The organism is Streptomyces chiangmaiensis (assembly GCF_036281785.1).
GTDB lineage: Bacteria > Actinomycetota > Actinomycetes > Streptomycetales > Streptomycetaceae > Streptomyces > Streptomyces chiangmaiensis.
On record NZ_JAYWVC010000060.1, the window covers coordinates 1 to 20,697 of the forward strand.

16 protein-coding genes and 1 pseudogene are annotated in these 20,697 nt (G+C 70.4%); 12 read left to right on the forward strand and 5 right to left on the reverse strand.

Going from position 1 to position 20,697, the window contains the following annotated elements:
• Both VXC91_RS19040 and VXC91_RS19045 read right to left on the reverse strand, forming a co-directional pair.
• Nucleotides 1-665: pseudogene (locus VXC91_RS19040) on the reverse strand (XRE family transcriptional regulator); the annotation flags it as partial.
• Between the two features lie 151 nt (nt 666-816).
• Nucleotides 817-1,182, reverse strand: coding sequence for a winged helix-turn-helix domain-containing protein (locus tag VXC91_RS19045; protein WP_329508478.1), 366 nt, complete (start codon nt 1,180-1,182; stop codon nt 817-819).
• 176 nt (nt 1,183-1,358) lie between these two features.
• Between VXC91_RS19045 and VXC91_RS19050 the strand changes: the two genes are divergently transcribed.
• The 4 genes from VXC91_RS19050 to VXC91_RS19065 are packed head-to-tail and all read left to right on the forward strand — an operon-like array spanning nt 1,359 to nt 4,886.
• Nucleotides 1,359-2,033: a helix-turn-helix domain-containing protein gene (locus VXC91_RS19050; RefSeq protein WP_329508479.1), complete on the forward strand. Its 675-nt coding sequence runs from the start codon at nt 1,359-1,361 to the stop codon at nt 2,031-2,033.
• Between the two features lie 26 nt (nt 2,034-2,059).
• Nucleotides 2,060-3,457, forward strand: a complete 1,398-nt coding sequence (gene repSA, locus VXC91_RS19055; RefSeq protein WP_408057414.1) for a replication initiator protein RepSA — start codon at nt 2,060-2,062, stop codon at nt 3,455-3,457.
• Nucleotides 3,454-3,648, forward strand: coding sequence for a helix-turn-helix transcriptional regulator (locus VXC91_RS19060; RefSeq protein ID WP_329508481.1), 195 nt, complete (start codon nt 3,454-3,456; stop codon nt 3,646-3,648). Before repSA ends, VXC91_RS19060 begins: the two co-directional genes overlap by 4 nt.
• On the forward strand, nt 3,648-4,886 hold the full coding sequence (locus VXC91_RS19065; RefSeq protein ID WP_329508482.1) for a tyrosine-type recombinase/integrase: 1,239 nt from the start codon (nt 3,648-3,650) through the stop codon (nt 4,884-4,886). The genes VXC91_RS19060 and VXC91_RS19065 overlap by 1 nt, the downstream gene beginning before the upstream one ends.
• Before the next feature lie 20 nt (nt 4,887-4,906).
• Here the strand turns inward: VXC91_RS19065 and VXC91_RS19070 are convergent, their stop codons facing one another.
• Nucleotides 4,907-5,863 carry a CAP domain-containing protein gene (locus VXC91_RS19070; protein ID WP_329508483.1) on the reverse strand — a complete coding sequence of 319 codons (957 nt, stop codon included), beginning with the start codon at nt 5,861-5,863 and terminating at the stop codon, nt 4,907-4,909.
• Between the two features lie 143 nt (nt 5,864-6,006).
• Here VXC91_RS19070 and VXC91_RS19075 point away from each other — a divergent pair, with 143 nt between their 5' ends.
• The 3 genes from VXC91_RS19075 (at nt 6,007) to smc (ending at nt 10,638) form a co-directional block, all read left to right on the forward strand.
• Nucleotides 6,007-6,288: an acylphosphatase gene (locus VXC91_RS19075; protein ID WP_329508484.1), complete on the forward strand. Its 282-nt coding sequence runs from the start codon at nt 6,007-6,009 to the stop codon at nt 6,286-6,288.
• A 378-nt stretch (nt 6,289-6,666) separates the two neighbouring features.
• Nucleotides 6,667-6,870, forward strand: a complete 204-nt coding sequence (locus VXC91_RS19080) for a hypothetical protein (protein ID WP_329508485.1) — start codon at nt 6,667-6,669, stop codon at nt 6,868-6,870.
• A 213-nt stretch (nt 6,871-7,083) separates the two neighbouring features.
• The gene (smc, locus tag VXC91_RS19085; RefSeq protein ID WP_329508486.1) at nt 7,084-10,638 is read left to right on the forward strand and encodes a chromosome segregation protein SMC; all 3,555 of its coding nucleotides are present in this window, start codon (nt 7,084-7,086) and stop codon (nt 10,636-10,638) included.
• 190 nt (nt 10,639-10,828) lie between these two features.
• Here the strand turns inward: smc and VXC91_RS19090 are convergent, their stop codons facing one another.
• The gene (locus VXC91_RS19090; RefSeq protein ID WP_329508487.1) at nt 10,829-11,800 is read right to left on the reverse strand and encodes an LLM class flavin-dependent oxidoreductase; all 972 of its coding nucleotides are present in this window, start codon (nt 11,798-11,800) and stop codon (nt 10,829-10,831) included.
• A 334-nt stretch (nt 11,801-12,134) separates the two neighbouring features.
• On the opposite strand from VXC91_RS19090, the gene ftsY reads away from it, so the two are divergent.
• Nucleotides 12,135-13,337: a signal recognition particle-docking protein FtsY gene (gene ftsY, locus VXC91_RS19095; RefSeq protein ID WP_329508488.1), complete on the forward strand. Its 1,203-nt coding sequence runs from the start codon at nt 12,135-12,137 to the stop codon at nt 13,335-13,337.
• A 114-nt stretch (nt 13,338-13,451) separates the two neighbouring features.
• On the opposite strand, the gene VXC91_RS19100 is transcribed toward ftsY, so the two are convergent.
• Nucleotides 13,452-14,114, reverse strand: coding sequence for a bifunctional DNA primase/polymerase (locus VXC91_RS19100; RefSeq protein ID WP_329508489.1), 663 nt, complete (start codon nt 14,112-14,114; stop codon nt 13,452-13,454).
• Between the two features lie 449 nt (nt 14,115-14,563).
• Between VXC91_RS19100 and nsdA the strand changes: the two genes are divergently transcribed.
• From nsdA to VXC91_RS19120, 4 genes are all read left to right on the forward strand, one after another.
• A complete protein-coding gene (nsdA, locus tag VXC91_RS19105) occupies nt 14,564-16,039 on the forward strand; it encodes a transcriptional repressor NsdA (RefSeq protein WP_329508490.1) in 1,476 nt (491 codons plus the stop codon).
• Nucleotides 16,040-16,467: 428 nt separating this feature from the next.
• Nucleotides 16,468-17,808 (forward strand): ammonium transporter, encoded by a 1,341-nt coding sequence (locus tag VXC91_RS19110; protein WP_329508491.1) that lies wholly within the window; start codon nt 16,468-16,470, stop codon nt 17,806-17,808.
• Entirely contained in the window at nt 17,805-18,143 is a 339-nt protein-coding gene (locus tag VXC91_RS19115; protein WP_003997576.1) for a P-II family nitrogen regulator, read from the forward strand. Before VXC91_RS19110 ends, VXC91_RS19115 begins: the two co-directional genes overlap by 4 nt.
• 25 nt (nt 18,144-18,168) lie before the next feature.
• Nucleotides 18,169-20,670 carry a [protein-PII] uridylyltransferase gene (locus VXC91_RS19120; RefSeq protein WP_329508492.1) on the forward strand — a complete coding sequence of 834 codons (2,502 nt, stop codon included), beginning with the start codon at nt 18,169-18,171 and terminating at the stop codon, nt 20,668-20,670.
• Nucleotides 20,671-20,697: the final 27 nt, after the last annotated feature.

Consider the following 20,697-nt stretch of genomic DNA (forward strand, 5'->3'; position numbering starts at 1 on the left):
GTTGTCAGTGCGAACCAGGCACGCATCTCGTGAGCCCAACCGGCGATCTCTGCGTTACCGGACTCATCCGCTAAAGACAGAGCTGCCTTTCGCGTGCTCTCGGCTGCGCCACGGTCGCCCATGTCGTACTCGACGCATCCGATCAGGAGTGCGAGCCAACCTGACAGAGTGAGGACTTCGCGGTGCTGTGCGAGCGTGAGCCGCTGCGACTGGAGTCCGGCGACTCGCTTGAGCCACTGCCTACCCTCGGCGGCCAGTTGAGCGCCCGGCAGGTACGGGTACTCGGAGCACAACCGATCGGTCGTGATCCGGAGCGCGTCCAGCGTGGCGTTGTCGACGTCGGAGGCCTGCAACCTGCTGATGATGTCGAGCGTTTCCATGCCGCTGACGGCAACGATCTCGGCATTTCCGTCTCGCTGCCCGGTTACGGGGAAGATCGCGTGGGTGACGGTGCCGAAGGTGGCGGCGATGATCGGTTTGTAGAAGTCGCTCGGCATGACCTCACCGGACTCCCAGCGCTTCCACTGTCGGACCATGCTGGAGCCTTCGGGCAGGGGCTTGGGTGCGTGCGCCCGCAGCGCGGCCACCACTTCGGCCTGCGACCACTGCCGGGCCTCGCGCTCTGAGGAAAGCCGTCGTGCCCATGCTGGCCGTTCGTCACTCATGTGCTGCCCGTCGGGTGCCTGCCTTCGAGTCTGGCATTCCGAGAGCTGGTGACACGGGGGGTGACAGGGGGTTGGCACCAAGGCTGTCCCCCGGTGACACCACGCCTGTCCCTAGTGCGTCCGAGGCGCCTCACGCATGGTGGATCACTAGTCAGGCACTGCTCGGGAACTGGGCGCGCTTCTCCAACTCGGCTACTCGGGCAGCAAGTTGCTGAATCTCGGAGTGGATAGCGTTGATCTCATCTCGGTTAACCGGCTCGCCGGCCTCCTGTCCGGCTTCGCCAGCGCTCGGCGGGGACTGCACGAAGTACCCCCGGGTGGGGACCGAGACGATCACGCCTTCATCCGCGAGCACCTTGAGCGCGTTGCCCGCCGTCACCGTGGTGACTTTGAACCGGTCGGCCAACTCGCGCAGCGACGCAAGCCGGTGCCCCGCTGGCAGTGTTGCGATCTCTTCGCGCAAGGCGTCGGCGATCTGCACCTTCTTGGGCCTGGGGTCGTGGGCTTCAACCGTCATGCGCCGAGAGTACCGAGCACAGCGACATAGCACAGCCTATGCCGCACTATCTCTTGTGATCTAGCCTGCTATATAGCAACCTAAGTCATGCGGCCGTTGGCCGCGCTCCGGAGGGCGACGCACCTACCGCCAAGCAAGCCGCCGCCCTCCTTCGTCCCACGAAGGGAGCCTCCATCATGCCCGCAACGCTGACCGCCCCGCACATGGCTCCGGTACTGCCGTTACCGGTCCCACGCCCCGAACCGATCCGCCGTACCGGCACGGGCCGCTGCTGCCCGGTGTGCGCGGAGCCGCGCTGCGCCGACGCGGAGTTCTGCCGCGCCTACTTCGCTGACCGGGACTGGATCAACTGCCTGGACTGCGGCGGCACTGGCTACGACACCTCCGAGTTTCAGATCTGGTGCCCCACCTGCGGTGGCGCCAAGGTCGTGGAAGCGGGGGGTGCAGGCATGAGCCCCGCCGTGATCACACCGCTGACCGACGCGACCGCGCCGCCGGTACAGCCCCCGCGCACTGCGCTCCGGGCCTCGGACACACCGCTGAGCCGAGCTCGGGTGGCTCGTGGCTGGTCTCAGCGCAAGGTCGTGCGGGCGCTGCGTCTGCTGGCCGAGAGCTGGGGCTGGGAGGTAGCCGCCGAGAGCTCCCTCACGGTGCAGATCTCCCGCTGGGAGAACGGCGTCAACCGGCCCAGCCAGACCTACCAGGTCCTCCTCTGCGCCCTGTTCCGGGCCACCCCGCAGGACCTCGGCTTCACCCGGACCGGCAACACGACGCTCGCCGACCGCATCGACGCCCTGGAGCACCTGGTGTCGGACCTGGCGGCCCAGCTCGAAACGGCGGTGGCCGCGTGACGGTCTTCCCCGTCGCCCCGGAGGCCGTGGCCGGTGCTGCGGCCTCCCTGGGCACCGACCCCCTCACCCTCGCCGATCTCCTCCGGGTGGCCAACGCGCCCGGCTTCGATCGCTGGCAGGAACAGGTCTGCCGTACGGGCGGCTGCTCCCACCCGATCCACCTGGTGGGCCAGACCGTCACCCGTGACGCCAAGACCGGCGACGTCCTGTACTCCTACAACACCGACCGTGAGCCCGGCGGGCGGCTCCGCGTCGCCTGCGGCAACCGGCGCGCCTCCCGCTGCCCGGCGTGCGCCTGGACGTACGCGGGCGACACCTACCACCTGATCCGTGCCGGGATCACCGGCGACGAACGCAAGGACGTCCCCGCCACGGTCCGGGATCACCCCCGCGTCTTCGCGACCCTCACCGCGCCCTCGTTCGGTCCCGTCCACAACCGTCCCGACTCCGGCCGCTGCCGATGCGGTGCCCGGCATGCCGACGATGACCCGGCGCTGGGCACGGCGCTCGACCCGGAGCGATACGACTACGCCGGGGCCGTGCTGTGGAACAACCACGCCGGGGACCTGTGGCGGCGCTTCACCATCTACCTGCGCCGGGAGATCGCCGCGCGTGCGGGCCTGACCCAGACGGCTGTGACGGGGGTGTGTCGGGTCTCCTTCGGCAAGGTTGCCGAGTTCCAGAAGCGCGGGGCCGTGCACTTCCACGCCGTGGTGCGGCTCGACGGTCCGAACGGTCCAGACTCCGCGCCCCCGGCCTGGGCCACGGTTGCGCTCCTGGACGGTTCGATCCGCGCCGCCGCTACTCGGGTCGCGGTGACCGTGCCTCCCGCCGGCGCTTTTGCCGGGCGCGTCTTGCGCTGGGGCACCCAGGTCGACGTACAGGCCATTGGCGCCCTCGGCCATGAGGAGCTGACGGAACAGGCCGTGGCCTCCTACGTGGCCAAGTACGCCACCAAGGCGGCGGAGACGACCGGCACGGTGGACCGTCGGATCGGGGAGCTCTCGGAGCTCGCCAAGCTGTCCTTGCCCGACCACACCCGGCGCCTGATCGAGGCGTGCTGGGTGCTGGATGAGGCCTACCCGGATCGGCTGTTGGCGCGCTGGGCTCACATGCTCGGCTTCCGCGGGCACTTCTCCACCAAGTCCCGCCGCTACTCGACCACGCTCGGAGCTCTGCGCCAGGTACGCGCCGACTATCGCGCCCGACAGGAACGCCGCGAACGCGGGCTCTCCGAAGACCTCGACGACTCGGAGGGCTCCACGCTCGTGCTCGCCCACTGGACCTACGCCGGACAGGGCCACACCCCTGGTGAGTCCTGGCTGGCTGCCTCGATCGCAAAGGACATCCGACTGAACCGAGAGATCGCGCGCGAAGCCCTCGCCGACCTGCCCGACACGGACGACTGGGAGGTGTGCGCATGAAGCGCGCGCTACCCGATCGCTACCTGACGCCCGTGGACCTGGCTGACCTCCTGGGCGTCCCCGTCGAGACCGTGTACCAGTGGCGCCGTAAGGGCACTGGACCACGTGGCTTCCGTGTCGGCCGGCATCTCCGTTTCGACCCCGAAGACGTGCACGCCTGGGTCAACGACCTGATGGAGGGGGCTGCTTGATGGCCGGACACATCCAAGACCGCTGGTACAAGGTCGAGACCGGCCCGGACGGTAAATCGGTCAAGCTCAAGACGGAGCGCCATGGAACGGGCCTCCGCTACCGCGCTCGCTACATCGGCCCGGACGGCACGGAGAAGTCCAAGAGCTTCCCGGACAAGCAGAAGCGTAAGGCTGAGACGTGGCTAGCCAATATCGAAGCGGACATGTCGCGCGGCGACTACATCGCTCCGGAGGCTGGCAACGTCACGTTCGAGCAGTACGCCACCAAGTGGATGCGTACGCAGATGACGGACCCAGCGACGCGGGAATCTGTCGAAATGCGGCTGCGTGTGCATGCGATCCCGCACATCGGCAAGCGGCCGATGGGCTCCTTCACCCCTTCGCATCTGCGTCTCTGGATGCGCACCCTGGAGGACTCGAGGCTGTCGGCTGCCTACCGGCGAGGGATCTTCGCCCACGTCTCCACGGTCTTTACGTCGGCCGTGGAAGACCGGATCATCCGGGCCAACCCGTGTAGCGCTCGGTCGGTCAAGGCTCCTCGGCTCGACCCGCGCAAGGTGAAGCCCTGGTCTGCTGAGCGCGTGAAGACTGTGCGGGCTGAGTTGCCCGAGCGGTACCGAGCACTCGTGGACCCCGCTGCCGGTTGCGGGCTTCGTCAGGGGGAGGTGTTCGGCCTGGCGGTCGAAGACGTTGACTTCCTCGGCGGCGTCGTCCACGTCGTTCGGCAAGTCAAGCTCCTCCAGAACCGGCCGGTCTTCGCGCCGCCCAAGGGAGGCAAGGAGCGGGACGTGCCACTACCCGAGTCCATCGCCTTCGCGCTCGCCGGCCACCTGACGGGTTTCCCGGCCGCCGAGGTGACCTTGCCCTGGAAGAGCTTGGACGGGCCGCTGGTCACGGCAACCTTGATCTTTCGAAGTCCTACGGGACTGGCTCTCGACCGCAACCGTTTCAACGATCGGCAGTGGCGTCCTGCACTCCGTGCTGCTGGTGTGGCCACGGGGCGGGACAACGGGATGCACGCACTACGGCACTTTTACGCGTCTGTGCTGCTGGACGCGGGGGAGAGCATCAAGGCGCTGAGCGAGTACCTGGGACACCACGATCCCGGCTTCACTCTGCGGACCTACACGCACTTGATGCCGTCCAGCGCGACCCGTACTCGGGCCGCCGTCGATGCAGTCTTCGGTGACGAGAGGGCTACTGATGACGGCCCCGAGACGGCCCAGGAAGGTTCCTAGGCCTCTGACCTGCGGTTATCTCAGTAGCCGAAGTCCTGCGTCCACCAGGGGCCGCCGACCCCGAAGTGCACTCCGACGCCCAGCGTCTGGAAGTCGCAGTTCAATATGTTCGCCCGGTGCCCCGGGCTGTTCATCCAGGCGTCCACCACTTCCTGTGCGGTCGCCTGGCCACGGGCTATGTTCTCGCCGCCCAGGTCCGTGATGCCGAGCCCCGCGGCACGGTCCCAGGGGTCCTTGCCGCTGGGGTCGGTGTGGTCGAAGAAGCTCCGCGCGGCCATGTCCTCGCTGAACGCCTCCGCCAGCTTCCGCAGCGGTCCGTTCGGGGTCACGGGGCTGCAGCCCACCTTGGCGCGCTCGTCGTTGACCAGCTTGAGAACCGCGGCCGCGGCCGCTCCCTCGGTGGACACCTTCGCGGGATGGGTGGTCTGCGGCTTCGTCGTCTCCTTGTGCGCCGGAGGCGCGGCCGTCGCCGTCTTCGTCGCGGTCGCGGACGGTGTCTTCGAGGGCTTCTCCGCCGGCGTCGAGGGGGCGGCCGTGGCGGACGGAGGGGCCGTGGTCGGCGCGGCCGCGCGGTTGTCGTGACGGCTCGTGGAGGTGGACTCGCGGTCGTCGGCGGTACCGCTCGTGCCGCCCTGCTCGGTCGCGAAACCGGACGGGGCGGCGCCCCCCGCCTGCGGATCACCGGAGTCGCCGCTCACGGTGAAGTGCTCGGCGCCCGGCAGCACCCCGGCGGCGACCGCCACGGTGCCCAGCGCCACGGCCGCGGAGACCCCAAGCAGGCCCGTGCGCACCGGGGTCGTGGCCTTCTTCTTGCGGTGCGAGCGGGTGGCACGCCGCTCCGCTTCCAGCACCGCGGCGAAACCGTAGAGGTTCTCCGGCCCGTAATCCTCCGTAGGAATGTGGTGTCGCTGCGTGACTTCGGTGGCGCGGCCCCCCGTGGCGGCGCGTCCGGCGGCGGTGCGTCGGTGGCGTCCCATCTGCTGGCCTTCCTGGTCTTGCGGTCAGCGCAACTCACTCGATCGAGTGAGTTTCACATGAGCTTCATATTGGATGGGGACGGTACCGCATGGCGCACGGGGAGGAAGTGCCCACTGTGACATTGGCCGGTTAGCGTGCACCCATGAACGACGAAGCACGGCTTGTGGCGTGGGTGCGCGGACGCGTCCAGGGTGTGGGTTTCCGGTGGTACACGCGGGCCAAGGCACTGGAGATCGGCGATCTGAGCGGCTTCGCTTCCAACCTGGACGACGGGCGGGTCCAGGTGGTCGCCGAGGGGCCCCGGGAAGGGTGCGAGGTCCTGCTGGGCTGGTTGCAGGGCGACGACACACCCGGGCGCGTGGAAGGTGTCACTGAGATTTGGGACACCCCTCGCGGCGGATACGACGGCTTCGCGATCCGCTGAGTCACGGCCGGGGAGCCGGCCCGCACAATCGGACGGGCATGCCACTGGCACCTGCCCGGAGCAGAAAGGGCCTGGTGGTTGCCAAGAATCGCCAGGCGTGGCAGGCTCCGCGGATAAGGATGATCTCCACGCCCGCAGGGGCCCGCAGGAGCCGCAGTGCCGCCCGTCCGAGGCCACGCGCACCCGGGTTGCCCCCCGACGCAGGGCGTGATCGTGTTGACCGTCAAACTTTTTGGTGAGACGCTGAAAGCCCCGCGCACCTTAGCTGTTTGGCATGTAAGAACGGCGCAAAACTCGAGAGTGCCAAGCACCGCGGGTGCGAATCCCTCACGACCCACACCGCATCGGTCGGTCACTCAGTGTGGAGGACCATCCATCATGGCAAAGGCGCTTCTCGGTTACGTCGGCGGCTCCGACCCGCGACTCCTCGCCGAGATGCGACGGCTCCAGCAGCGCGTCCAGGAGCTCGAGTCCGAGCTCGTACGGATCCAGGCGGAGAACGACGCGCTGACGGCTGCCGCTTCTCACGAAAGGATCATGGAGAGCGTCGACGCACACCAGGCGGAGCCTGCGCTCACCTGATCACTGCATCGCTCCACGAAGGCACCAACAGTGGTTGGGCAGCCCGTATCAACCGCTCAATTGTCAGAGTTGCAAGGGACGCCTCGGCGTCCCTTCTTTCTTGCCCCCGCGCACCCTTTCAGTCTTCTTAACGGATGGTGTGCCCTGCGCGTTCATGGGTGAAACCGCGGGTTCATGGAGTGAGATACCGGGCGGAAGGTAGAGTCCAGCGGCGTGCACCTCAAGGCCCTGACCCTTCGCGGCTTCAAGTCGTTCGCTTCAGCCACCACGCTCCGGTTCGAGCCGGGGATCACGTGTGTCGTGGGCCCGAACGGCTCGGGCAAGTCCAATGTGGTGGACGCGCTCAGCTGGGTCATGGGTGAACAGGGGGCCAAGTCGCTGCGCGGCGGCAAGATGGAGGACGTCATCTTCGCCGGCACCACCGGGCGCCCTCCGCTCGGCCGCGCCGAGGTATCTCTCACCATCGACAACACCGACGGGGCCCTCCCGATCGAGTACGCCGAGGTGACCATCACGCGGATCATGTTCCGCAACGGCGGCAGCGAGTACCAGATCAACGGCGACACCTGCCGTCTCCTCGACATCCAGGAGCTTCTTTCCGACTCCGGCATCGGCCGCGAGATGCACGTGATCGTCGGCCAGGGCCAACTCGACTCCGTACTGCACGCCGACCCCATGGGCCGCCGCGCCTTCATCGAAGAGGCCGCGGGCGTGCTCAAGCACCGCAAGCGCAAGGAGAAGGCCCTCAGGAAGCTGGACGCGATGCAGGCGAACCTCGCTCGCGTCCAGGACCTCACCGATGAACTGCGCCGCCAGCTCAAGCCGCTGGGACGGCAGGCGGCGGTCGCACGGCGGGCGGCCGTGATCCAGGCCGACCTCCGGGACGCCCGGCTGCGCCTGCTCGCCGACGATCTCGTACGGCTGCGGGAGGCGCTCAAGGCCGAGATCGCGGACGAGGCCGCGCTCAAGGAGCGCAAGGAGGCCGCCGAGGCGGAACTGAAGAAGGCACTGCAGCGTGAGGCCTTCCTGGAGGACGAGGTACGGCAGCTGACGCCGCGTCTGCAGCGCGCTCAGCAGACCTGGTACGAGCTGTCGCAGCTCGCGGAGCGGGTGCGCGGCACGATCTCGCTGGCCGACGCCCGGGTGAAGAGCGCGACCTCCGCGCCCCCGGAGGAGCGGCGCGGACGTGACCCCGAGGACATGGAGCGCGAGGCCGCACGCATTCGCGAGCAGGAGGCCGAGCTGGAGGCCGCCCTCGAGGCGGCCGAGCGCGCGCTGGACGACACCGTCGCGCACCGGGCCGAGCTGGAGCGCGAACTGGCGATCGAAGAGCGGCGGCTGAAGGATGCGGCCCGCGCCATCGCCGACCGCCGTGAGGGCTTGGCCCGGCTGAACGGTCAGGTCAACGCCGCCCGTTCGCGGGCCGCCTCCGCCCAGGCCGAGATCGACCGCCTCGCCGCAGCCCGGGACGAGGCGCAGGAGCGTGCCGCAGTCGCCCAGGAGGAGTACGAGGCACTCAAGGCCGAGGTCGACGGCCTCGATGCGGGCGACGCGGACCTGGCGGAGCAGCACGAGGCCGCGAAGCGGACCCTCGCCGAGGCGGAGGCCGCCCTGTCGGCGGCTCGTGAGGCGGCCACCACGGCCGAGCGCCGGCGCGCCGCGGTGGCGGCCCGCCACGAGGCCCTCGCCATGGGGCTGCGCCGCAAGGACGGCACGGGCGCCCTGCTCGAGGCGAAGGACCGTCTCGCCGGGCTGCTGGGCCCGGCAGCCGAACTGCTTTCGGTGACCCCGGGCCATGAGGTACCCCTGGCGGCCGCCTTCGGCGCGGCCGCAGACGCCGTCGCGGTCACCACGCCGGGCGCCGCGGCCGAGGCGATCCGGCTGCTGCGCAAGCAGGACGCGGGGCGGGCGGCCCTGCTGCTGAGCGGTGCCCCCGACGAGGTACCCGAGCGGGCACCGGCCCCAGGCGCCGTGTACGCGGCCGACCTCGTCCGGGGCCCCGGCGAGCTGATGCCCGCGGTGCGGCGGCTGCTGCGCGGCGTCGTCGTGGTGGGCAGTCTCGAGGACGCCGAGGAACTCGTCTACTCGCGGCCCGATCTGACCGCCGTCACCGCCGAGGGCGATCTCCTCGGGGCACACTTCGCGCACGGCGGGTCCGCCGGGGCCCCCAGCCTGCTCGAGGTGCAGGCCTCCGTCGACGAGGCCGCCGCGGAGCTGGAAGAACTCGCCGTCAGATGTGAGGAGCTGACCGAGCAGCAACGGCAGGCGGGTGAGCGCCGCAAGGAATGCGCCGGCCTTGTCGAGGAACTGGGGGAGCGCAGGCGCGCGGCCGAGCGCGAGAAGTCCGCCGTCGCCCAGCAGCTCGGGCGGCTGGCCGGGCAGGCGCGTGGCGCCGCGGGGGAGGCCGAACGTTCCGCCGCGGCCGCCGCCCGGGCGCAGGAGGCCCTGGAGAAGGCCCTGGGAGAGGTGGAGGAACTCGCCGAGCGGCTCGCCGTCGCCGAGGAGATGCCGGTGGAGGAGGAGCCCGACACCTCCATGCGGGACCGGCTCGCCGCCGACGGGGCGAACGCGCGGCAGACCGAGATGGAGGCCAGGCTCCAGGTCCGTACGCACGAGGAGCGGGTCAAGGGGCTGGCCGGACGTGCCGACTCCCTCGATCGGGCCGCCCGTGCCGAACGCGAGGCTCGCGTGCGTGCCGAACAGCGGCGGGCCCGGTTGCGCCACGAGGCCGCCGTCGCGGAGGCGGTCGCCTCCGGCGCCCGGCAGCTCCTCGCTCATGTCGAGGTCTCCCTGGGCCGGGCCGCGGCCGAGCGCGCCGCCGCGGAAACCGCCAAGGCCCGCCGCGAGCAGGAGCTGGCCGCCGCCCGCGGCGAGGGCCGTGACCTCAAGGCGGAGCTCGACAAGCTCACGGACTCCGTCCATCGCGGTGAGGTGCTCGGCGCCGAGAAGCGGCTGCGCATAGAGCAGCTGGAGACCAGGGCGCTGGAGGAACTCGGTGTCGAGCCGGCAGGACTGATCGCCGACTACGGTCCCGACCAGCCGGTCCCGCCGTCCCCGCCCGCCGAGGGCGAGGAACTGCCCGAGGACCCCGAGCACCCGCGCAATCAGCCCCGCCGGTTCGTCCGCGCCGAGCAGGAGAAGCGGCTCAAGGCGGCCGAGCGTGCCTACCAGCAGCTCGGCAAGGTCAACCCGCTCGCGCTGGAGGAGTTCGCGGCGCTGGAGGAGCGCCACAAGTTCCTCAGCGAGCAGCTGGAGGACCTCAAGAAGACCCGTGCCGACCTGCTTCAGGTGGTGAAGGAGGTCGACGAGCGCGTCGAGCAGGTCTTCACCGAGGCCTACCGTGACACGGCCCGTGAGTTCGAGGGTGTCTTCAGCCGGCTCTTCCCCGGCGGTGACGGGCGGCTCGTGCTGACCGATCCGGACAACATGCTCACCACGGGTGTCGACGTCGAGGCCCGCCCGCCGGGCAAGAAGGTCAAGCGGCTCTCCCTGCTCTCCGGTGGCGAGCGGTCGCTGACCGCCGTCGCGCTGCTCGTGTCCATCTTCAAGGCGCGTCCCAGCCCGTTCTACGTCATGGACGAGGTCGAGGCCGCGCTCGACGACACCAACCTGCAGCGGCTGATCCGCATCATGCAGGAGCTGCAGGAGGCCTCGCAGCTGATCGTGATCACGCACCAGAAGCGGACGATGGAGGTAGCCGACGCGCTGTACGGCGTATCCATGCAGGGCGACGGTGTGTCGAAGGTCATCTCCCAGCGGCTGCGCTAGTTCTGCGACCGGACAGGTTCACCTGCAAACCTTTCCGGCCACAGCACTGGATGGATGGGACCTGCAACGGGCCCACGCATCTCCTGCTGCCTCCTCGGATCCCGCCGCCCGGCTGTCTCGTGCGCGGCAAGGTACGGTCCCACGCGCGTCCCCTCCGGCTCGGTCGCCCCCGTGTGGCGGCGTCCGAGGATCAGTCCTCCAGCCGGGGGAGCACGTTCTCGCAGAACAGATGCAGGCTGCGCCAGCCCTCGTCGATCGGCATGCCCCCGGACAGCGGGTGCAGAACGTAGCTGTCCAGGCCCAGGACCACGCAGTCGTCGGGCGTCAGGATGCGGTAGACACCTTCCGCCCGCAGCTCCGCCACCGTCGAGGCCGCCGACTTCACAGCCGAGCGAATGCCGTCCGACTGCCACGAGGCGTACGTCCGCGCCTCGTGCAGGAAGTGGTCGCCGTAGAGCGCCCACGCCCGGTCCGGGTCCTCCGCGATGTGCAGCAGCGGAGTCTCGGCGGCGGGCATCATCGTCCAGCCCTCGGTGCCGTACGCGACCAGCTGCTCCTTGTAGTACGCCTCCAGCTCCGGCAGGTGCGCGCTCGGGAAGAACGGCAGGCCGAGGCGGGCGGCGCGGCGGGCCGCCGCCTTCGAGGAGCCGCCGACCAGCAGCAGGGGGTGCGGTTCGGTGTACGGGCGCGGGGTGATGCGCACGGTACGGCCGCGAAACGGGAACTCCTCGCCGGTCCACGCCTTCAGCAGGGTCTCGAGGAGCTCGTCCTGAAGTCTGCCGCGCGCCTTCCAGTCGACGTCGAAGAGGGCGTACTCCTCGGGCCGGTAGCCGATCCCGGCGACGGTGACCAGTCTGCCTTTGCTGAGCAGGTCCAGAACGGCGATCTCCTCGGCGAGCCGCAGCGGATCGTGCAGCGGGCCGATGACCGCGCAGACGGTGACCGCGAGCCGGCGGGTCGCGCCGAAGACCGCGCCGGCGAAGGCGAACGGTGACGGCAGCCAGTTGTTCGCGACCCCGTGGTGTTCCTCCGTCTGGACGGTGGTGATCCCCCGGTTGTCGGCGTACGCGGCCATCTCCAGGGCAGCCCGGTAGCGGGCGCTCAGCGAGGCGGGTGTGGCGCCGGACTCGACGAGGTTGAAACGTACGACTGTGACGGGCATGACAGGCCCCCTTCGCCTTCGCCGGGCGGGTGTGCTGGGGGACGTTAGCTGACGGAGTGTCAGACAACCAGGGGTGCGCATCTCGAAACCGCTGCCGGCCGCCGGCGGCACGGGTGTGTCACGGCCCACATCTGGGTCGTGACACACACGGGGGACGCTGCTCTGCGTACCCGGCACGCTCTCTTCGCACACCGGACGCGGTGTGACTCCGCCCCTGACGGGCTACCGGCAGACGTGAGGCCGGACCACGGGCCGGTCCGGCCCGGCGGGGGCCCTGGAGCCCCGCGCGTACAACGAACGGCCGAGCGGTAGGTCACGCCATACTGGACGCGTTATGGAAATCGTCATCCTTGCTGTAGTCATCGCCGTGGTCGTGTTCGGTGCGCTCGGCGGGCTCCTCATCGGCAGTCGGCGCAGGAAGCCGCTGCCTCCGGCGCCCCCGAAGACGCCCGACATCACCGCCCCTCCGGCCGAGCCGCATGTCGGCGAAGAGGCCGAGACGCCGCGCGACGAGGAGCGCCGGACGATCGAGGAGGTGGATCTCCCAGAGAGTTCCGCCCCTGTCGTCGTCGAGGAGCCGCCCACCGTCGAGGCGCCCCCGATCGAGATCCCCGAGCCCACCGCCGGCCGTCTGGTCCGGCTGCGCGCCAGGCTGTCCCGCTCGCAGAACGCGCTGGGCAAGGGGCTGCTCACGCTCCTGTCCCGCGAGCACCTCGACGACGAGACCTGGGAGGAGATCGAGGACACGCTGCTCACCGCCGACGTCGGTGTGCTGCCCACCCAGGAGCTGGTCGAGCGGCTGCGTGAACGTGTGCGGGTGCTGGGCACCCGGACGCCCGAGCAGCTGCGCGGGCTGCTGCGCGAGGAGCTGCTCACGCTGGTCGGCACCGACATGGACCGCACCGTCCGGACCGAGCCCGAGAGCACCAAGCCCGGCATCGTGATGGTCGTCGGTGTGAACGGCACCGGCAAGACCACCACCACCGGCAAGCTCGCCCGTGTCCTCGTGGCCGACGGCCGCACCGTCGTCCTCGGCGCCGCCGACACCTTCCGTGCCGCCGCCGCCGATCAGCTGCAGACCTGGGGCGAGCGGGTCGGCGCCTACACCGTGCGCGGGCCCGAGGGCGGCGACCCGGCCTCCGTCGCCTTCGACGCGGTCAAGGAATGCAAGGAGATGGGCTACGACGTCGTGCTCATCGACACCGCGGGCCGGCTGCACACCAAGACCGGGCTCATGGACGAGCTCGGCAAGGTCAAGCGCGTCGTCGAGAAGCACGCCCCGCTCGACGAGGTGCTGCTCGTCCTCGACGCCACGACCGGGCAGAACGGTCTCGTCCAGGCGCGCGTCTTCGCCGAGGTCGTCGACATCACCGGCATCGTGCTCACCAAGCTCGACGGTACGGCCAAGGGCGGCATCGTGGTCGCGGTCCAGCGCGAGCTGGGTGTGCCCGTCAAGCTGGTGGGTCTCGGCGAGGGTGCCGACGATCTGGCCCCGTTCGAGCCGGAAGCGTTCGTGGATGCGCTTATCGGCGACTGACGGTTCTCGCGAGGCGTACGGTCGCCTCACAGCAGTACGTGATCAGGGCCTCACTCCACGGTGTGAATGGAGTGGGGCCCTTCTGCTTTCCGTCGTGCCGGAAATGCCGCAGGTTCAGGCGCGTGAACGGTGGGCCACGTACGCCAGCGTGCCGATCAGCAGGCGCGCGGCCGGTGGATGCGTCGCCGAGTCGAGAGCGGGGGAGCGCAGCCAGCGGACCGGTCCGAGGCCGGCGCGGTCTGAGGGCGGGGCGGTGATGTGCGTGCCGGGGCCGAGCGCGTGCAGGTCGAGGTCCGTGTCGTCCCACGCCATCCGGTACAGCAGCTCGGGCAGTTCGGCCGCGGCGCCCGGTGCGACGAAGAAGTGGGCGCGGCCGTCCGGGGTCGCCGTCACCGGGCCGAGGGGGAGGCCCATGCGCTCCAGCCGGATCAGCGCTCGCCGTCCGGCCGCCTCGGCGACCTCGATCACGTCGAACGCGCGGCCGACCGGCAGCATCACCGCGGCACCCGGGACCTCCGCCCAGGCCTCGGTCGCCTCGTCGAGCGTGGAGCCCGCGCTCACGACCGGCGCGAAGTCCAGCCGATGCGCGCCGGGCATGCCGCAGTCGCTCTTGCCGCACGAGCACGCCCCCGCGACCGCCCGGGCCCCGGGCACCACGTCCCAGCCCCACAGGCCGGTGTACTCGGCCACGACGGTGCACTCCGAGGAGCGGCCCCGGCGCCGAGCACCGGACCTGATGTCGCGGTTCGCCCGCGTGCCGCCGATCGTGAAGCCCATGCCCCCTCCAACGGGTCCAGCGCGCCGGTGGTTACGCGACGGAACGGGAATGTGACTCTGTGCTTTGGAACCGTCGGTGGTCGCCGCATGGTCCGGACGGCGTCCAGGTACATCCGGGGTGGTGCGTCCGGCCGCGTGCGCCGGTGAATGCATCGCTCCATCCGCTTCCGGCTGTCATGTGTCAAGTGAATCGTGCGGAGGCGGCAGTGAGTTCATTCGAAGGGGTGGCGAATGGTGGCGTTTCTGGAATCGCCATGGCTGGGTGCGTGATCGTAGGACTACTTTGAGTGCACGAGTCCTGGGGACGCATGCACTCGTGGGTATGCCGGGGGCAACTCGGTTCCCGTCCGACGGGTGAGAACTGCCGGACGCGGGACCGTATTCACCGGCATTCTGGTAGGGCTTGGCGCACACAGCGCACAAGTGGTGTGAGGGATGGGGGCGTTCCAGTGGGCGACAACGGCGGAGGCGGTACGAACGCTGACAAGCGCCCCAATGAGCTGCTCGGCTCATGGTTCGCGCGCAGTGGCTGGTCCAAGGGCGAGCTGGCGCGTCAAGTGAACCGGCGTGCCCGCCAGTTGGGGGCCGATCACATCTCCACGGACACCTCGCGGGTACGCCGCTGGCTCGACGGGGAGAACCCGCGCGAGCCGATCCCGCGGATCCTCTCGGAGTTGTTCTCCGAGCGCTTCGGCTGTGTGGTCGCCATCGAGGACCTCGGGCTGCGCACCGCCCATCAGTCACCCTCCGTGTCGGGAATCGATCTGCCGTGGACGGGCCCGCAGACGGTCGCACTCATCAACGAGTTCTCGCGCAGCGACCTGATGCTGGCCCGGCGCGGCTTCCTCGGGAGCTCGCTGGCCCTGTCCGCCGGTCCGACCCTCATCGAGCCCATGCAGCGCTGGCTCGTGCCGGGCCCCAGCGCTCCGCGCGACGATCTAGAGTCCGTCCCGCCGGGGCGCGCCCGTGGCCGGCTGTCCAAGCCCGAGCTCGACCTCCTCGAGACCACCACCGTGATGTTCCGCAAGTGGGACGCCCAGTGCGGGGGCGGACTGCGCCGCAAGGCCGTCGTCGGTCAGCTGCACGAGGTGACCGACCTCCTGCAGGAACCGCAGACCGAGGCCACGGCCGGGCGCCTGTTCAAGGTCGCCGCGGAGCTGGCCGAGCTGGCGGGCTGGATGAGCTACGACGTCGGACTGCAGCCCACCGCGCAGAAGTACTTCGTCCTCGCCCTGCATGCCGCCAAGGAAGCGGGGGACAAGCCGCTCGGCTCGTACATCCTCTCCAGCATGAGCCGCCAGATGATCCACCTCGGCCGGCCCGACGACGCCCTGGAGCTCATCCACCTCGCCCAGTACGGCAGCCGGGACTGCGCGAGCCCGCGCACCCAGGCGATGCTGTACGCGATGGAGGCGCGCGCGTACGCGAACATGGGCCAGCCCGGCAAGTGCAAGCGTGCCGTCCGGATGGCCGAGGACACCTTCGCCGACGTTCTCGAGTTCGACGAGCCCGAGCCCGACTGGATCCGCTTCTTCTCCGAGGCGGAGCTGCACGCGGAGAACTCCCACTCGTTCCGTGACCTGGCCTATGTCGCGGGCCGCAGCCCCACCTACGCCTCCCTCGCCGAGCCTTTGATGCGGCAGGCCGTCGAGCTCTTCGCCGAGGACGCCGAGCACCAGCGGTCGTACGCACTCAACCTCATCGGCATGGCGACCGTGCACCTCCTCCAGCGCGAGCCGGAAGAGAGCGCGGCGCTGGCCAGGCGGTCCATGGAGATCGCCAAGAAGGTGCGGTCCGAACGCGTCAACACGCGGATCCGAAAGACCGTCGACACGGCTGTACGCGATTTCGGTGATCTTTCGGAGGTCGTCGAACTGACCGACCATCTCGCCACCCACCTGCCCGAGACCGCCGAGGCGATCTGACTCCTTCCGGGCCCGCGCAGTCCAAGGGCCTCATGGGACCCCGACCGCGGCCGCCATCCCGAATCGCCCGACTCGGCTCCCCCCATGCCTGGTCATCGGATGGCCGTCGCGGTCGGCCTGCATTCTGCAACCGTTGCACGACCTGCCCCCCGGCGCCCGGTCCGCCCGGGGCGGGGCACACCGGCGGGCGCCTCGGCGATGCCCTCCATCGAAGGTTGCGTCACGATAACGATCGGCATGGCCGGCATCCAGTAGTTCATCAAGGCGTAACACGCCCGGCGCCTTCGTCACTGCGGTGAAACATCGAGGGGCTTCGACGGAAACCGCGCTGCGTCAGTCTCATGGCGCATAACCGGCCCACCCCTCACTGATCCGGACCGCTCAGGCTTCGCCCGCACGGGGCCGTACCAACCAACGAGGAGACGCCGATGGCACCAGCCGCCATCATGCTTGCGGCGGACGCACCCAAGCTGTCGTCCGCCAATACAGGCTTCATGCTCATCTGCTCCGCCCTGGTGATGCTCATGACTCCGGGCCTGGCCTTCTTCTACGGAGGCATGGTCCGCGTCAAGAGCACCCTGAACATGCTGATGATGAGCTTCATCAGCCTGGGGATCGTCACCATCCTGTGGGTGCTCTACGGCTTCTCCGTGGCCTTCGGCACCGACAAGGGCTCGATCGTCGGCTGGACCTCCGACTTCGTGGGCTTCAGCGGCATCGGCAAGACGGACCTCTGGCCCGGCTACACCATCCCGGTCTTCGTCTTCGCCGTCTTCCAGCTGATGTTCGCCATCATCACGCCCGCTCTGATAAGCGGCGCCCTGGCGGACCGGGTGAAGTTCACGGCCTGGTCGGTCTTCCTGGTGCTGTGGGTCACGATCGTGTACTTCCCGGTCGCCCACTGGGTCTGGGGCACGGGCGGCTGGGCCTACGAACTCGGTGTGATCGACTTCGCCGGTGGTACAGCGGTCCACATCAACGCGGGTGCGGCGGCACTCGGAGTGATCCTCGTCATCGGCAAGCGCGTCGGTTTCAAGAAGGACCCGATGCGTCCGCACAGCCTCCCGCTGGTCATGCTCGGCGCCGGTCTGCTGTGGTTCGGCTGGTTCGGCTTCAACGCCGGCTCGTGGCTCGGCAACGACGACGGCGTCGGCCCGCTGATGTTCGTCAACACGCAGATCGCCACCGCGGCCGCCATGCTGGCCTGGCTCACCTACGAGAAGATCCGCCACGGCGCGTTCACCACGCTGGGCGCCGCCTCCGGTGCCGTCGCCGGTCTGGTCGCGATCACCCCGTCCGGCGGAGCGGTCAGCCCGCTCGGCGCGATCGCCGTCGGCGCCATCGCCGGTGTCCTGTGCGCCATGGCCGTCGGCCTCAAGTACAAGTTCGGCTACGACGACTCGCTCGACGTCGTCGGCGTCCACATGGTCGGCGGTATCGCCGGCTCCCTGCTTATCGGCTTCTTCGCCAGCGGCAAGGGCCAGTCCGATGTCAAGGGCCTCTTCTACGGCGGCGGCCTCGACCAGCTCTGGAAGCAGTGCGCCGGTGTCTTCGCGGTGCTGGCCTACTCCCTGGTGGTCTCCGCGGTCCTCGCCTTCCTCCTCGACAAGACGATCGGCATGCGCGTCCCCGAGGACGAGGAGGTGTCCGGCATCGACCAGGCCGAGCACGCCGAGACCGCATACGACTTCAGCGGCGCCGGTGGTGGGATCGTCGGCTCCGCCGCTTCGGTCGTGGCCGCCACGGAGAGCAAGAAGGTGGACGCATGAAGCTCATCACCGCCGTCGTGAAGCCCCACCGGCTGGACGAGATCAAGGAGGCCCTTCAGGCCTTCGGGGTACACGGCCTGACGGTCACCGAGGCGAGCGGTTACGGTCGTCAGCGGGGACACACCGAGGTCTACCGGGGCGCCGAGTACACGGTCGACCTGGTCCCCAAGATCCGCATCGAGGTGCTGGCCGAGGACGACGATGCCGAACAGCTGATCGACGTCATCGTCAAGGCGGCCCGCACCGGCAAGATCGGAGACGGAAAGGTCTGGTCCCTCCCGGTGGAGACGGCGGTCCGGGTCCGGACCGGCGAGCGCGGACCCGACGCGCTGTAAGGCACCAAGGAACAGGAGTCGCCGGGTGACGAGTACGGGCGTACGTACGGAAGCAGAGGGCTTCGGACCCGGCGGCTACGCGGCGGCCCGGCTGCGTCTCCTCCACGAGGGGGCGCAGTCCGGGCCGCCGCGCCGTGCGGCCCTGGCGAAGCTGACGGACGACTGGCTCGCCCAGCTGTTCACCGCCGGCGCCGAGGGGCTGCGCGGTGTCTCCCTGGTCGCCGTCGGCGGGTACGGCCGAGGCGAGCTGTCCCCGCGCAGCGACCTCGATCTGCTTCTGCTGCACGACGACGGCGACCCTCAGGCGGTCGCCGCGCTCGCCGACCGTCTCTGGTACCCCGTCTGGGACCTCGGCCTCGCCCTGGACCACTCGGTCCGCACGCCGGCGGAGGCCCGCAAGACCGCGGGAGAGGACCTCAAGGTGCAGCTCGGCCTGCTGGACGCGCGGCACCTGGCCGGTGACCTGGGGCTGACCGCGGGTCTGCGGACCTCCGTCCTCGCCGACTGGCGCAACCAGGCGCCGAAACGTCTCCCCGAGCTCCGGGAGCTGTGCGCCGAGCGGGCGGAGCGGCAGGGCGAACTGCAGTACCTCCTGGAGCCCGACCTCAAGGAGGCGCGGGGCGGGCTGCGCGACGCCACGGCCTTGCGCGCGGTGGCCGCATCCTGGCTCGCGGACGCCCCGCGCGAGGGACTGGCGGACGCCCGGTGCAGGCTCCTCGACGTGCGGGACGCGCTGCATCTGACCACCGGGCGCGCCACCGACCGGTTGTCCCTGCAGGAGCAGGACCAGGTCGCCGCCGAGCTCGGCCTGCTGGACGCCGACACGCTGCTGCGCCAGGTGTACGAGGCGGCGCGGGTCATCTCGTATGCGAGCGATGTGACCTGGCGCGAGGTGGGGCGCGTCCTCAAGGCCCGCGCCGTGCGGCCCCGGCTGCGCAAACTGGCGAGGGAGCGGAGCGACTTCCTCAGAAGGGCGGTGGGGGGCGACGGGAGGGCGCCCGGCGGCGGCAGACCGGTCGCCGAGCGGTCGCCGCTGGCCGAAGGCGTGGTGGAACAGGAAGGCGAGGTCGTGCTCGCCCGTACCGCGCGCCCCGAGCGCGACCCCGTGCTGCCCCTGCGTGCCGCGGCGGCCGCCGCCCAGGCCGGTCTCCCGCTCTCCCTGCACGCTGTACGGCGCCTGGCCGCCACCGCGCGCCCGCTGCCCACGCCCTGGCCCGCCGAGGCCCGCGAACAGCTCGTGACCCTGCTGGGCTCCGGGCGCCCGACCGTGGAGGTCTGGGAGGCCCTCGAGGCCGAGGGACTGATCACCCGCCTGCTGCCCGACTGGGAGCGCGTGCGCTGCCGTCCGCAGCGCAACGCCGTGCACATCTGGACCGTCGACCGGCACTTGATCGAGACGGCCGTGCGGGCCTCCGAACTGACCCGTCGCGTCGGCCGCCCGGACCTCCTCCTGGTCGCCGCGCTGCTGCACGACATCGGCAAGGGCTGGCCCGGCGACCACTCCGTGGCGGGAGAGATCATCGCGCGGGACGTGGCGGGCCGCATCGGCTTCGACCGCGACGACGTCGCGGTCCTCGCCACGCTTGTGCGCCACCATCTGCTGCTGGCCGAGACGGCCACCCGGCGTGACCTGGAGGACCCGGCCACGGTGCGCTCGGTCGCCGAGGCGGTGGGCTCGCAGGGCACCCTGGAGCTGCTGCACGCGCTGACCGAGGCGGACGCCCTGGCCACCGGGCCCGCCGCCTGGTCGTCCTGGCGGGGTGCCCTCGTGACGGACCTGGTCAAGCGGGTCGTGGCGGTGCTGGCCGGCGACGAGCCCGCCGACCCGGAGGCCGCCACACCCACCGCGGAGCAGGAGCGGCTCGCGATCGAGGCTTTCCGTACGGGCGGCCCCGTCCTGGCGCTGCGCGCGCAGACCGAGCCACCGTCCGAGGAACCGGCCGTCGAGCCGGAGCCTCTCGGCGTGGAGCTTCTCATCGCCGTGCCGGACCAGCCCGGTGTGCTGCCCGCGGTGTCGGGCGTACTGGCCGTGCACCGCCTCACCGTGCGCACGGCGGAGCTGCGGGCACTGGACCTGCCGGACGCCGTCCACGAGGGCAACGTCCTGCTGCTCGACTGGCGGGTCGCGGCGGAGTACGGCTCGCTGCCGCAGGCCGCCCGGCTGCGTGCCGACCTCGTACGGGCGCTGGACGGCTCACTGGACGTCCCCGCGCGTCTGGCGGAGCGGGACGCGGCCTACCCCCGCCGCCGGGGAGTGGAGGCACCTCCGCCCCGGGTGACGGTCGCCCCCGCGGCCTCGCGGCACGCCACGGTGATCGAGGTACGGGCCCAGGACGCGCCGGGGCTGCTGTTCCGGATCGGCCGTGCGCTGGAGAAGTGCGGCGTGCGGGTGCGCAGTGCGCACGTCAGCACACTGGGTGCGAACGCGGTGGACGCCTTTTATGTGACAACCGCCACGGGCGCGCCCCTGCCGGGAGAGGAGGCGGCCTCGGTGGCGCGGGTGCTGGAGGAGACGTTGCGGAAGTGACCCCGCGGTCGCCCGGTGCCCGATGTG